Origin of the sequence: Streptomyces sp. WAC 04229, assembly GCF_003947455.1 — a bacterium.
Taxonomy (GTDB): Bacteria; Actinomycetota; Actinomycetes; order Streptomycetales; family Streptomycetaceae; genus Streptomyces.
Genome location: NZ_QHJH01000012.1, coordinates 40,093 through 53,560, shown reverse-complemented (window position 1 = coordinate 53,560; position 13,468 = coordinate 40,093). Strand labels below are relative to the sequence as shown.

General features: G+C 73.3%; 12 protein-coding genes. 6 read left to right on the top strand and 6 right to left on the bottom strand.

What is annotated here, in order from left to right; translation table 11 throughout:
- Positions 1–30 precede the first annotated feature (30 nt).
- Positions 31–1,449, bottom strand: coding sequence for a HEAT repeat domain-containing protein (locus tag DMH12_RS05805; protein WP_125490460.1), 1,419 nt, complete (start codon positions 1,447–1,449; stop codon positions 31–33).
- 332 nt (positions 1,450–1,781) lie between these two features.
- On the bottom strand, positions 1,782–2,174 hold the full coding sequence (locus DMH12_RS05795) for an ankyrin repeat domain-containing protein (RefSeq protein WP_125490459.1): 393 nt from the start codon (positions 2,172–2,174) through the stop codon (positions 1,782–1,784).
- Between the two features lie 280 nt (positions 2,175–2,454).
- Between DMH12_RS05795 and DMH12_RS05790 the strand changes: the two genes are divergently transcribed.
- Entirely contained in the window at positions 2,455–2,649 is a 195-nt protein-coding gene (locus DMH12_RS05790) for a hypothetical protein (RefSeq protein WP_003977410.1), read from the top strand.
- 52 nt (positions 2,650–2,701) lie between these two features.
- A complete protein-coding gene (locus DMH12_RS05785; RefSeq protein ID WP_125490458.1) occupies positions 2,702–4,525 on the top strand; it encodes a hypothetical protein in 1,824 nt (607 codons plus the stop codon).
- A 106-nt stretch (positions 4,526–4,631) separates the two neighbouring features.
- Here DMH12_RS05785 and DMH12_RS05780 read toward each other — a convergent pair whose 3' ends face one another.
- Positions 4,632–6,134 carry a PLP-dependent aminotransferase family protein gene (locus tag DMH12_RS05780; RefSeq protein ID WP_125490457.1) on the bottom strand — a complete coding sequence of 501 codons (1,503 nt, stop codon included), beginning with the start codon at positions 6,132–6,134 and terminating at the stop codon, positions 4,632–4,634.
- A 101-nt stretch (positions 6,135–6,235) separates the two neighbouring features.
- Here DMH12_RS05780 and DMH12_RS05775 point away from each other — a divergent pair, with 101 nt between their 5' ends.
- The 4 genes from DMH12_RS05775 to DMH12_RS05760 all read left to right on the top strand — a co-directional run bounded on the left by DMH12_RS05775 (position 6,236) and on the right by DMH12_RS05760 (position 9,719).
- A complete protein-coding gene (locus DMH12_RS05775; protein WP_125490456.1) occupies positions 6,236–6,904 on the top strand; it encodes a YitT family protein in 669 nt (222 codons plus the stop codon).
- Positions 6,901–7,668, top strand: coding sequence for a glycerophosphodiester phosphodiesterase (locus DMH12_RS05770; protein ID WP_125490455.1), 768 nt, complete (start codon positions 6,901–6,903; stop codon positions 7,666–7,668). Before DMH12_RS05775 ends, DMH12_RS05770 begins: the two co-directional genes overlap by 4 nt.
- A 52-nt stretch (positions 7,669–7,720) precedes the next feature.
- Complete coding sequence (locus DMH12_RS05765) at positions 7,721–9,067, top strand: MFS transporter (RefSeq protein WP_125490454.1); 1,347 nt, start codon at positions 7,721–7,723, stop codon at positions 9,065–9,067.
- Positions 9,068–9,344: 277 nt separating this feature from the next.
- Positions 9,345–9,719, top strand: a complete 375-nt coding sequence (locus tag DMH12_RS05760) for an RNA polymerase-binding protein RbpA (RefSeq protein WP_003977404.1) — start codon at positions 9,345–9,347, stop codon at positions 9,717–9,719.
- A gap of 119 nt (positions 9,720–9,838) precedes the next feature.
- On the opposite strand, the gene fxsA is transcribed toward DMH12_RS05760, so the two are convergent.
- The 3 genes from fxsA to DMH12_RS05745 all read right to left on the bottom strand — a co-directional run bounded on the left by fxsA (position 9,839) and on the right by DMH12_RS05745 (position 13,440).
- Positions 9,839–10,414, bottom strand: coding sequence for an FxsA family membrane protein (gene fxsA / locus DMH12_RS05755; RefSeq protein WP_125490453.1), 576 nt, complete (start codon positions 10,412–10,414; stop codon positions 9,839–9,841).
- Positions 10,415–10,460: 46 nt separating this feature from the next.
- Positions 10,461–11,309: a polyprenol monophosphomannose synthase gene (locus DMH12_RS05750; protein WP_125490452.1), complete on the bottom strand. Its 849-nt coding sequence runs from the start codon at positions 11,307–11,309 to the stop codon at positions 10,461–10,463.
- Positions 11,310–11,835: 526 nt separating this feature from the next.
- Positions 11,836–13,440: an amidohydrolase gene (locus tag DMH12_RS05745; protein ID WP_125490451.1), complete on the bottom strand. Its 1,605-nt coding sequence runs from the start codon at positions 13,438–13,440 to the stop codon at positions 11,836–11,838.
- Positions 13,441–13,468: the final 28 nt, after the last annotated feature.

The following is a 13,468-nucleotide window of genomic DNA, read 5'->3' as shown; positions in this document are numbered from 1 at the left end:
ACGGTCCGGTGCCACCGTCCCCGGGCCGTCTCACACGGCGGGCGCGTCCGGTCCGAAGCGGCTGCGCACGGCCGTCTGGACCTCGTCCTCCTCGGCCGGATCGGCGGCCAGCCTGCGCAGCCGCTCGACGACCCGGTTGTCGCCGGTCTCGGCGTGCCGGGCGGCGACCTCGCGGGTGGTCTCCTCGCAGTCCCACAGGCACTCGATGGCGAAGCCCGCGGCGAACGACGGGTCGGTGGCGGCCAGTGCACGGGCGGCCCGGCCGCGCAGGTGGGAGGAAGCGGTCTCGCGGTAGATGTGGCGCAGCACGGGGGCGGCGCAGGCGATGCCGAGGCGCCCGGTGCCGTCGACGAGGGTCCACAGGGTCGGGGCGTCAGGGCCTTCGCCGCGTACGGCCTCGCGCAGGGCGGCGAGGACGAGGTCGCGGTCCTGCGCCGCGCCCCGGCAGGCGAGCACCCGTCCGGCGGCGGCGCCGAGGGCGTCGGGGCGGTGCACCCAGCCGCGGGCCCGGTCGACGGCGGCGAGGCTGCGCATGCGCTCGTAGGCGGCGACGGCGGCCTCCACGACCGGGGTCGGGCCGGTGGTCGCGGCGCCCTCGATCAGGTCGAGCACGTCGGGATCATTGGTGTCGGCGAGGTAGTGCAGGGCGGTGCTGCGGGCGCCCTCGGTGCCGGACCGGGCGGCCTCGACGATCTCGGGCCGGTCCTCGGGTCCCGCGACGGCGGTGAGGCAGCGGGCGGCCGGCACGTGGAGCGCGGCGCCGCGCTCGATGCCCTGCTCGGCCCACTCGAACACGGCCCGCACGCTCCAGCCCGGACGCGGGCCGGTGGGGTTCATCTGCCGCTGCCAGCGGTCGAAGCTGCCCGCCTCGTGGGCGGCACGCACGCGCGTGGCGATCGATTCGCGGGGATCGTCGGCCCACAGCCGCCAGGGCCGCGGTTCGAAGGCGTCCCGCACGGCGACGGCCAGCTCGGCGTCGCCCTCGGGATCGCGCGGAAAACGCGCCAGCACGGGCGCGGCGAGGGCGCGCAGGCCCGCGTCGTCGTCACGCAGCGCCAGCTCGTCCAGGGCCCACGCCCAGTTGACGCCGTGGGCGGCGTACCGGCGCAGCAGTTCGAGCGCGTCCCGCCTGCCGTAGGACGCGAGGTGCCCGAGGACCGCGAGGGCCAGCCCGGTGCGCGACTCGTCGGCGTCCAGGACGTCCTCGGGGTCGAAGAGGTGGGCCTCGATCGCGTCCAGCTCGCCATTGAGGTCGAGGTAGAGGCGGGCGTAGTAGAGGGAGCGGTTCTCGACCTGCCAGTCGTGGCGGGGGTCGTGGAGAACGCAATGGTTCAGAGCCGCCAGCGCTTCGGGGCGCGGGGCGGTGAGCGCGTGCAGCGTGCCGTCGCCGCGACCCCGCTGAAGCAGGCCGAGCAGCGTACCGCTGGGCGCTATGACCGGATCGAACATGGGAAACAGCCTCACATCAAGCGTCGACGCAACCGGGAAACACGCGTTACCTGGCCGTGCGCCAACACGTCGGAGCGCCCGCCGTCTCTTGCTTGCTGTAGACCATGTTCCTGCCTCTCGTCGGTGGCCCTTGCGAGCCGTGTCACGGCCCGCGCGGTGCGGCAACACCTGCCCAGCCATCACGTCCGTGAACCACGTCGTCATGATGGCCCGGCGGTCACATCTGCCGCGACCGAAATTTCGGCGGCCTTGTACCGCCTCCCCCGTTTTCAGTGTTTTACCTGGTCAGAACGTGCGGATCGGATCCTCGGAGGATCCGGGCCGACGTCCGGTCACTGGGCGTCGAACAGCTCCAGCAGGTCCGTCCGGGCGAACATCCGCGCCGTGTCCACGGCCGACGGGGTGCCCGCGGCCGGGTCCGCGCCGGCCTCGAGAAGCGCCTTCGTCACTTCCGTCTCACCCTTGAAGGCAGCTCCGGCGAGCGGGGTCTGACCCCGGTCGTTGACGCGGTCGGCGTCGGCGCCGCGGCCCAGCAGCGCGCGTACCGCGTCGGCGTGGCCGTGATAGGCGGCGAGCATGACGAGGGAGTCGCCGCGGTCGTTGGTGAGGTCGGCCGGAACTCCGGCGTCCACATACGCCACCAGCTCTTCGGTCCGCCCCTGCCGGGCCAGATCGAAGATCTTGGTCGCCAGCTCCACGACCTCTGGGTCGGGGGCTTCACTCATCGGCCGGACCGCCTCTCACTGCGAACGTTGGGGACTGCGGGACTGCGCACGCTGCCGGGGTACTCCCCGGGTGTTGCCACGTACGGCGGCGAGCGGTGCCGCCGTACGAGTGAATCGCCAGGGTACTGGCTCGCGAAGCACTCGTCCGGCCCAACAAACACGCCGCCAATCAGGGTGATTCTGCCGAATTTCCCCCATTTGCACCTTTTATCGTATGGATACATGCTGTGAGCCTGGAAGTACTCATGGTGACTGTCCCCCGTGAACCAGGAGAACTCACATGATCCTCTCGATCTCAGGCGTGGTCCTGCTCGGCATCGTCGTCTTCATCTTCTTCCGCAAGGACGGCCTCAAGGCCTCGCACGCGCTGGTCGCGGTCCTGTTCGGGTTCTATCTCGCGAGTACCGCCATCGCGCCGAGCATCAAGGCGGGCGGCGAGAGCCTGGCGGGCCTCCTAGGCGGAATCAAGTTCTGACGCCCCCCTCCCCCCACCCGACACCCCCACGTACGCACTCCAGGAGGCATCAGTGGCCCGGCGGCCCCTCCCCCGCATTCTGAGCAACGGCGGCGCACAGCTCGCCCGGAGCCGGGTGCTGGCCCGGACGGCGGCCGACAGCGCCACCGACGTCCTCCAGCCGCTGATCACGATCGGCCGCGGTCTGCGCAGGCTGGCCGCAGCCGGGCGGAGCAGATGGACCGAGACCCCCAAGGACCGGCGCGGTGCGCTGCTGTTCCTGGTGGCCTCGGTGGTCCTGGTCGTGGCACTCGTGCCGTACGGCCCGCTGCTCGCCGTCATCGCCCTGATGGCGGCGGCAGCCTGGCAGGGCAGGGACCGCACCCCGGCCACGCCGGAAGGCCCCGACGACTCCCAGACCCAGCGCCTCCAGTCCCTCTACGAGGCCCTGGTCCCGTACTTCTCGCTCGCCGAGGACCCCGACCCCCTGTACGCCCACGGCGGCTCCTGGGAGAAGGCGTTCCCGTCCTACGAGTTCGACGGCGGCGGCCGCTTCACCCACCTGGTGATCCGCTACCCCGCCTACTTCACCGACGGGGAGGCCGGCTCCCGGACCCGCATCGAGCACCTGCTCACCGCGAAGTCCGGCCGGGGCCGGGAGTACCACTTCACGTGGGACGAGGAGGCCAACCACCTCACCGTCGACGTGCTCGCGGCGCTCCCCACCGACATCGCCGCCCAGCGTTTCGTCACCGCGCCCGGCGAGACCGTCCTCGGCTTCACCGACCCGACCCGGGTCCAGCGCACCCTCCCGCTCACCCACGGCGAGGAGCGGCGCGACGTCCCGCCGGTCGTCTGGCGCACCGGCATCCGCTCGACCGAACCCCACCTGCTGGTCCTGGGCCGGCCCGGCACCGGCACCTCCACACTGCTGCGCTCGGTCGCCCTCCAGGCGCTGCACCACGGAGACATCCTGATCGTCGACGGCGGCGGCACCGGTGAGTACGCCTGCCTGGTCGGCCGGGACGGCGTCCTGGCCGTCGAGGCGGGCCTCACCGGGGCGCTGACCAGCCTGGAGTGGGCCGCCGCCGAGACCGAGCGCCGGCTGATCTCCGTCAACCGGGCCCGCCAGGAGGGGCAGCCCGCACCGGACGACACCCGACGGCCCCTGTGGGTCCTCCTGGACCGTCCGAGCGCCTTCACGCACCTCGCCACGGCCGAGGGCCGCAGGGACCCGCAGTCCCTGCTCCAGGTGCCCCTGCGGCACGGCCGCGCCGCGCACGTGACGGTGGTCGTCGCCGACCAGCTGGACGCCCTGGAGGGCCTCAGCGACGGCGTACGGCAGCACACACGCGCGCGCGTGGTGCTCGGCCCGGCCACGGCGGACGAACTGACCGCCGCGCTGGGCGCTCCCCCGCACACCACCCCCGTCGACCAGGTTCCCCCCGGTCGCGGGTACGCCCGCCTCGGCACGGGAGCGGTGCACCGCCTCCAGGTCCCGGCCACTCCGGACCCCTACGACGACGCCACGAGCGACGCCCACCGGCAGGCGGTGCTCGACCTGCTCCCCCCGCGCACGACCCCGGCGGACGGGGAGCGGGCGCCGGTCCCCGCGGAGGCGGAGGCGGCGGAGGCGACGGCGGAGGCCAAGGCGGTGTCGATGGAGAAGAAGGCCCGGCCGGCACCCAACCGGACCGAGCCGGAGGAAGCCCCGGCGGAGCCCGAACCCACGCCGGTGGCGACGGAGACAACGACGGGGGCGCCCGAGGCACCGGGCGGTCCGGAGGCCTCCGCTGAGCCCGCGACGTCGGACCCGGTCCCCGCGGGGCCGGTCCCCGTTACGGCCGTCGCGGCGGAGCCGGTCCCCGCCAAGGCCGTCGCGGCGGAGGCCTCCTGAAAGGGTGACCGCGGCCCCTGAGAAGGTGACCGCGGCCGGGGCGGAGCGACCCACCGCTCCGCCCCGGCCGCGTTCACACCGACCGCTCCGCCCTGCCGAACCCGGGCTACGCCACGAACGTCCGCGGCGCCTCGCCGCCGCTCCCGGCTCCGCCGCTCTCCACCAGGCGGGCCGCCGCGGCCAGCCGGGACGCCGCCTCCTCGGCCACCGCGCCACCCACCGTGAAGGGCAGCCGGACGTACCCCTCGAAGGCGCCGTCAACCCCGAAGCGCGGACCGGACGGGACCCGTACCCCCACCCGCTCCCCCGCCTCCGCGAGCCGGGAGCCGGAGAGGCCGCCCGTCCGCACCCACAGAGTGAGCCCGCCCCTGGGCACCTCGAACTCCCAGTCGGGCAGCTCCCGCCGTACCGCCGCCACCAGCTCGTCCCGGTTCTGCCTGGCCTGCTCGCGGCGGACCGCCACGGCCTGTTCCCAGCCGCCGGTGCTGAAGAGCCAGTTCACGGCCAGCTGCTCCAGTACGGGCGTGCCCAGGTCGGCGTACGCCCGCGCGGCGACCAGGCTGCGGATGACATCCGGCGCGGCGCGGACCCACCCGATGCGCATCCCGGCCCAGAAGGCCTTGCTCGCGGAACCGACGGTGACGACGGTGGACCCGGCCGGGTCGAAGGCGCACACGGGCCGCGGCATCTCGACGTCGTCGTCCAGCCACAGCTCGCTCATCGTCTCGTCGGCCACGAGCACCGTGCCCGCCGACCGGGCGGCGTCCACGAGACGGCGTCGCTGGTCCTCCTCGGCGAGCGCGCCGGTGGGGTTGTGGAAGTCGGCGACGACATAGGCGACGCGCGGAGCGGCCTCGCGCAGCACCTGGCGCCAGCGGTCGACGTCCCAGCCGGTCAGCCCCTCGGCCATCGCGACGGGGACGAGCCGGGCGCCGGCCTCCCGCATCAGCTGGAGGATGTTCGCGTAGGAGGGCGATTCCACGGCGATCCGCTCTCCGCGCCCCCCGAAGAGGTGGCAGATGGCGTCGATCGCGCCCATCGCGCCCGTGGTCACCATGATCTGCTCGGGCATGGTCGGGATCCCGCGCGCGGTGTACCTCTCGGCGATCATCGCGCGCAGCGTCGGCAGTCCCGCGGGATAGTCGCCGTGGGTGTGCGCGTACGGCGGCAGCTCCTCCAGGGCGCCCTGCACGGCCCGGGTGAGCCAGGGCTCGGGCGCGGGGAGCGCCGCGCAGCCCAGGTCGATCATCGAACCGAGCGCTTCGGGCGGCAGGGGTTCGAGACCGCGCGCCGGCAGCGGGTTCCCGGCCGGTACGGCCGTCCAGCTGCCCGCGCCGCGCCGGGACTCCAGGAAGCCCTCCGCGCGCAGCGCCTCGTAGGCGGCGGCGACAGTGGTCCGGCTGACGGTCAGGGCGAGGGCCAGTTCGCGCTCGGCGGGCAGCCGGGCGGCGACCGGAACGCGGCCTTCGAGGACCAGCAGACGGATGCCGTCGGCGAGCGCACGGTAGGCGGGCGGGCGGCGGGTGCCGGGCCCGGCGGGGCGGTCCTGCTGGGAGCCGAGCAGCCGGGCGAGCTGACCGGCCCCCACGGCCGAGGTCCACTGCGCCATTGAAATCAGTCCACCTTCCCCGAATTGGCCATGGTTGCTTCTCCTTCTCAAGCCACAGGGTGTCATGCAGCAGGCCACTACGACCACACAGGGGGCAGATCTTGTCCAGGCAGGCCGAGGTCCGGCACCGGCACCTCACACGGCGGCTGACCCAGCTCTACGGCGGACTCGCGTTGTACGGCGCGAGTTCGGCGCTGCTGGTCCGGTCGGGACTCGGCCTGGAGCCGTGGAACGTGCTGCACCAGGGACTGGCGGAACGCACCGGCCTGTCCATGGGCGTGGTGCTGACCGTCCTGGGCGCCGCCGTGCTGCTCCTGTGGATCCCGTTGCGCCAGCGGCCGGGCCTGGGCACGGTCTCCAACGTGCTGGTGATCGGCGCGGCGATGGACGCGACGCTGTCCGTCCTGCCGGACGCCCAGGGGCTGCCGCTGCGGATCGCCGCCATGGCGGCGGGGATCGTCCTGAACGGGGCGGCGACCGGGCTGTACATCGCCGCGCGGTTCGGCCCCGGCCCGCGCGACGGCCTGATGACCGGCCTGAACCGGCGCACGGGCCTCTCGGTACGCCTGGTGCGCACGGCCGTCGAGATCACCGTCGTGGTCACGGGCTTCGCCCTCGGCGGCACGGTCGGTGTCGGCACCCTCCTGTACGCGGTGTCGATCGGCCCGCTCGCCCAGGTGTTCCTGCGCGTCTTCGCCGTGCACCCGGCACCTTCCGGCAGCACGGTGGTCGCCGCCGGCGAACCCCGGCGCGCGATACTGCGTCGGTGACCACCCCGATACGCCACCCCTACCTCGACCACCCCGGCCCGATCGCCTTCGCCCACCGGGGCGGTTCGGCGGACGGTCTGGAGAACACGCTGCGGCAGTTCCGGCGGGCGGTCGAGGCGGGCTACCGGTACATCGAGACCGACGTCCACGCCACGCGCGACGGGAGGCTCGTCGCCTTCCACGACGCGACCCTGGACCGGGTGACCGACGGGGCCGGGCGGATCGCGGACCTTCCGTGGGAGCGGGTGCGTCACGCGCGCGTGGCGGGCGAGGAGCCGGTGCCGCTCTTCGAGGAACTCCTCGGGACGTTCCCCGAGGTGCGCTGGAACATCGACGTGAAGGCGGAGCCCGCGCTGGTGCCCCTCCTGGAGCTGATCGGGCGGACGAACGCCTGGGACCGGGTCTGCGTCGGCTCGTTCTCGGAGGCACGCGTGGCGCGCGCCCAGCGCCTGGCGGGCCCGCGCCTGGCCACCTCGTACGGCATCCGCGGCGTCCTGGGCCTCCGGCTGCGCTCATGGGGTGTTCCGCTCGCCCCACACCGTGCTGCGGTGGCCGCGCAGGTCCCAGAGGTCCAGTCGGGCATCCGGGTCGTGGACCGCCGCTTCCTGCGCGCCGCCCACGCGCGCGGGCTCCAGGTGCACGTCTGGACGGTGAACGATCCGGACCGCATGCACCGGCTCCTGGACCTGGGAGTGGATGGCATCATGACCGATCACATCGACACACTGCGCAAGGTCATGGAGGACCGCGGCGTCTGGGCCTGAGTCCCGGCCGGTCGCCCGGGGCGGTGCGCGCGCACGGGGAAGCGAGGCACGGGTGGGCACCGACACCCTGCGGACGGAAGCGGCCGACGGGGCCGCCGACCGGCGGCGCGAACAGCGCGGCTGGTACTTCTACGACTGGGCGTGCTCCGTCTACTCGACAAGCGTGCTCACCGTGTTCCTGGGGCCCTATCTGACGTCGGTCGCCGAGTCGGCGGCGGACGGGGACGGGTACGTCCATCCGCTGGGGATACCGGTGCGCGCCGGGTCCTTCTTCGCCTACTCGGTGTCCCTCTCGGTGATCGTGGCGGTCCTGGTGATGCCCCTGGTGGGCGCCGCGGCCGACCGCTCGGGCCGCAAGAAGCCGCTGCTGGCCGCGGCCGCGTACACGGGCGCCGCGGCCACTGCGGGGATGTTCTTCCTGGACGGCGACCGCTATCTGCTGGGCGGCGTGCTCCTGGTCGTCGCCAATGCCGCCCAGTCGGTGGCGATGATGCTCTACAACTCGTACCTTCCGCAGATCGCACCGCCCGGGGAACGCGACGCCGTCTCCTCGCGCGGGTGGGCCTTCGGATACGCGGCCGGGGCCCTGGTCCTGATCGCGAACCTGATCCTCTACACAGCCCACGACTCCTTCGGACTGAGCGAGAGCGCCGCGGTCCGCATCTGCCTGGCGTCCGCCGGACTGTGGTGGGGCGCCTTCGCGCTCATCCCGCTACGACGACTGCGCGACCGCCGCACCCCCGCGCGCCAGGCCGCGGGGACCGGCCGGCAGCAGCTCGCGGCGACGATCCGCGACATGCGCCGCCACCCGCTGACACTGGCCTTCCTGCTGGCGTACCTCGTCTACAACGACGGCATCCAGACGGTGATCACCCAAGCGTCGGTCTACGGCTCCGAGGAGCTGGGCCTCGGGCAGTCCACCCTCATCGTGGCGGTCCTGCTGGTCCAGGTGCTCGCGGTGGTGGGCGCGCTGGCCCTGGGGCGGCTGGCCAGGACGTACGGGGCCAAGCGGGCCATCCTCGGGTCGCTGGTGGCCTGGACGGCGACCCTCGCCGCCGGGTACTTCCTGCCGGCCGGGGCGCCCGTGTGGTTCTTCGTGCTGGCCGCCGGGATCGGGCTGGTGCTGGGCGGCAGCCAGGCGCTCTCCCGCTCCCTCTTCTCCCAGCTGGTTCCGCCCGGCAAGGAGGCCGAGTACTTCTCGGCGTACGAGCTGAGCGACCGCGGGATGAGCTGGCTCGGGCCGCTGCTCTTCGGGCTCACCTACCAGCTGACCGGGAGCTACCGGGACGCCATCATCTCGCTGGTGGCGTTCTTCGTGCTGGGTTTCGTGCTGCTCGCGCGGGTGCCGGTGAGGCGTGCGATCGGCGACGCGGGCAACCCGGTACCCGAAAGGATTTAGCACTCGGCGCGAAAGGGCTGTAGTGTACGCGTTTGGCCTGCCAGGCGGACCGTTACTGCGCGTCAAAGGTGCCGAAACGCAATGTCACATCTGTTAGCAGAGGTGACAAACCGGACGTTGGCGGGTACTGCACTGGTTGCAAGGCTGCGGCTGCGACGGCGACGCAGGGCCCGGATCGGGAGTCGGGACGGGAATCTTTACCGCCGCCCGGACGTTGACCGGATGACGACGACAGCGACACCTGTCCTGTGGGCGACAAGCCCGGGAGGCACGATTCATGAGTGAGCGAGCTCTTCGCGGCACGCGCCTCGTGGTGACCAGCTACGAGACGGACCGCGGCATCGACCTGGCCCCGCGCCAGGCCGTGGAGTACGCATGCGAGAAGGGGCACCGCTTCGAGATGCCCTTCTCGGTCGAGGCGGAGATCCCGCCGGAGTGGGAGTGCAAGGTCTGCGGGGCCCAGGCACTCCTGGTGGACGGCGACGGCCCTGAGGAGAAGAAGGCCAAGCCCGCGCGTACGCACTGGGACATGCTGATGGAGCGGCGCACCCGCGAGGAGCTCGAAGAGGTCCTCGAGGAGCGGCTGGCCGTACTGCGCTCCGGCGCTATGAACATCGCGGTCCATCCGCGAGACAGCCGCAAGAGTGCGTAGCGGGAAACCGTAGGCGACACAACCGAACACCGCGGGTGCCGTACGTGAGCTTCACGTACGGCACCCGCGGTTTTGGTGTGTCCGGGGGGCGCCGGCGATCCGGCGACCCCCGAAGGGCGTCAGTGGGTCAACGGCGGACGGGGGCCCTGCGGGGCGTCGTCCGGGTGGTCGTCCCGGACGACCTCGCCCTGGACCACCTTGCCGTCGGGCCGGTGCATCCGGGCCTGACGGAAGGCGTCGCCCAGGGTGCCCGGGCCGGCCTCGCGGATCCTGCGCTCCACCGTGCGCTGCGCGGAGCGGCTGACGGCCTTCTGTACCGGCGGCAGCAGCATGAGCAGGCCGAGCGCGTCCGAGATGAGGCCGGGCAGGATCAGGAGCAGCCCGCCCAGCATCATCAGGCCGTTGCCCTCGCTGTTGGGACGGGCCTCGGGCGGGACGCCGGACTGCTGCTGCTGCAACGTCTCGGTGAGGTTCCTGAAGGCCCGGCGGCCCGCCGCCTTGATGACCACGGAGCCGAGGACGATGCCCGCGACCAGCAGCAGGAAGACCACGAAGCCGCTGGACGCGCCGGCCACCACGGTCAGCAGCCAGATCTCCAGGACGAGCCAGGCGGCGATGCCCAGCGGCAGGAAGGTGCGCAGCCGGGAGCGCGGAGGCCGGCCGGGGGACCTGGGGGTCTGAGCGCCAGTCGTCATACTCCCAGTGTGCCTGGCCCCGGCTCAGCGCGGCGTAAGGGAACGATCAGGCGTTCCTGTCGGACGCCTGTGCCGACTTGTCGCCCGGCACGGCCGGCCTGTCGGACTGCTTGTCGCGTCCCAGGACCTTGCCGACCCTCTCCCCCACGCCCCACGTGGTGACCCGCCAGAGCGCCTCCACGAGGATGTCCCGGCTCATCTTGGAGTCGCCGAGCTCCCGCTCGACGAAGGTGATCGGGACCTCGACGACGTGGTAACCCGCCTTGATCGCCCGGCGGGCCAGGTCGACCTGGAAGCAGTAGCCCTGGGAAGCGACCTCCTCCAGTCCGAGCCCTTCCAGGGTCTCGGAGCGGAAGGCGCGGTAACCGCCGGTGATGTCGCGCAGCGGCAGGTCCAGGGCGATCCGCGAGTACATGCTGCCGCCGCGGGAGATGATCTCGCGCGACCTGGGCCAGTTCACCACCCGGCCGCCGGGCACCCAGCGGGAGCCGAGCACCAGGTCGGCGCCCTTGAGGGCGGTCAGCAGCCGGGGCAGCTCCTCGGGCTGGTGGGAGCCGTCGGCGTCCATCTCGACCAGCACGCCGTAGCCGTGCTCCAGTCCCCAGCGGAAGCCCGCGAGGTAGGCGGCGCCGAGACCCTCCTTGCCCTTGCGGTGCAGGACCTGAACGTGGTCGTCCTCCGCCGCCAGCTCGTCGGCGAGCTTGCCGGTGCCGTCGGGGCTGTTGTCGTCGGCCACGAGCACGTGGGCCTCGGGGACCGCCTCGCGCACGCGCGCGACGATCGCCTTGATGTTCTCCGCCTCGTTGTAGGTCGGGATGATCACCAGGACCGTGCCCAGGGGACCGAACCGCCTCCCCTGCCCCGCCGCCGCGGGCGTCCCGTCGCCGTCGTTCACCACTGCCCCTTCGTGTCCGTACCCAGAGCACCACCTTAATCGCCGCCGCCTGCGCTGACGTGACAGGACGTACGTACGGTGGTGTCGCTTTCCCAAGACCGGGGTAGGGATGGCCGTTTCGGACCGTTTGCGCGGCGGATGGGGGCCCGGCGCCCTTCGGGCCGACCTGGGGCCCGCTGGCTGCGGGTCGACCGAAAGCCGTTGTCTACTGAGCTCCCGGGCCCCACCCGGGGTCGCACCTCCCGACCGGCCGGAACGATCCCTCGTCGTGGCGCGAGCGCTGAGCCTGGCTGCCAGTGGCGGTGCACCGGTTCGGCACACCGTCCCTGACTCAGCGGCGCCGCGACGGTGCGCGGAAGATTCCCCGGTCGGGCGTCCGGTGGTGGACCCGGCCGAACCTACCGGCCCCCCGCCGTCGCCTGTCAACAGTCGTTCCACCTGCGCCTTTTGCGTCAAAGCCCAGGTCAGCGCGGAGGACACACACGCCGGACGCGCCCGAAGATCATCGCCCTGTCGGCCGTCGCAATCACTCGCCCGGCCGCACGAACACGGTGCGGCCGCCCACGACGGTGCGCAGGCAGACCGGCAGGTCCCGGCCCGGGGTCAGATCCGGCAGGCCCGGAGTGCCGGAGCGCGGGTCGGTGGACCAGCGGGCCACCCGGTCGTCCGGGGCCTGGACCACGAGTTCGCCGGTGCGCCACACGGCGTAGTCGGCGGGCACGCCCGGCACCAGCACTCCCGCGTCGTCGCGCCCGACCGCCCGCCAGCCGCCTCGCGTGTGCGCCGTGAACGCCGCGCGCACGGAGACCCGGTGTTCCGGCGTGTGGTGGAAGGCGGCGGCCCGGACGGTGCCCCACGGATCGAGAGGGGTGACCGGGCTGTCGGAGCCGAAGGCGAGCGGGACCCCGGCGCGCAGCAGGGCCGCGAACGGGTTGAGCGTACGGGCCCGCTCCGCCCCCAGCCGCCGGGCGTACATGCCGTCCTCGCCGCCCCAGAGGGCGTCGAAGGCGGGCTGGACGGAGGCGGTGAGGCCCAGTTCGGCGAAGGCAGCGACGGTCTCGGGGGTGAGCATCTCGGCGTGCTCGACGCGGTGGCGGGCGGCGCGCAGGCGGGCGAGGCCGACCTTGTCGGCGGCGGCGCGGACCCCTTCCACCACGGTGGCCACGGCGGCGTCGCCGATGGCGTGGAAGCCCGCCTGGAGGCCGGCCTCGGTGCAGGCGACGACGTGCGCGGCGACCGCGGCGGCGTCCAGGTGGGCGGTGCCGGTGTGGGCGGCGTCGGCGTACGGCTGGTGCAGGCACGCGGTGTGCGAGCCGAGGGAGCCGTCGACGAAGAGGTCCCCGGCCGCCCCGACCGCGCCCAGCTCGCGCGCCCTGTCGACGTCCTGTTCGGCCCAGTAGCCGATGACCCGCGGGCCCGCCTCCTCGGCCGTCAGGCGCAGCAGGCCGGTGAAGTCGTCCTCGGAGGAGATCTCCGGGCCTGCGCATTCGTGAACGGTTCCGATGCCGAGGGAGGCGGCGTGCGCGAGGGCGGCGCGCTGGGCCGCGGCGCGCTGGGCCGGAGTGACCGCGCCGAGCGCGGCGGCGCGTACGGCGTGGTGGTCGTCACCGGTGAGCGGTCCGTCCACGCGGGCGACCCGGCCGGGCGTCAGATCGAGCAGGGCGGTGGTGACGACGGCCGAGTGGACGTCGATACGGCTGAGGTAGAGGGGCCGGCCGCCGGTGGCCCGGTCCAGTTCGGCGCGGGTCGGCGGTACGCCGTCGGGCCAGCGGGCGGCGTCCCAGCCGTGTCCGAGGAGCACACGGTCGTCCGGGCGGGCGGCGGCGAAGTCGCGTACGAGGGTGAGGGCGGCCTCCCGGGTGGGGGCACCGGAGAGGTCGAGACCGGTGAGGGCGAGACCCGTCGCGGTGGTGTGCACATGTGCGTCGGTGAACGCCGGGGTGACGAGGGCGCCGTCCAGGTCGACCACCTCGTCCACGCCGTCCGCGAAGGCGTCCGCGGCGCCCTCGGAGCCGACCCAGGCGACCTGGCCGCGCTCGACGACCATGGCCGTGGCGAAGGGGTCGGCGGGACTGTGGACCTCGCCGCGGCGCAGCAGGACGGTCGAGGACGGGGTGGTGGTCTCACTCATGGACACCAGTCTCGCCCCTGACGGGGGC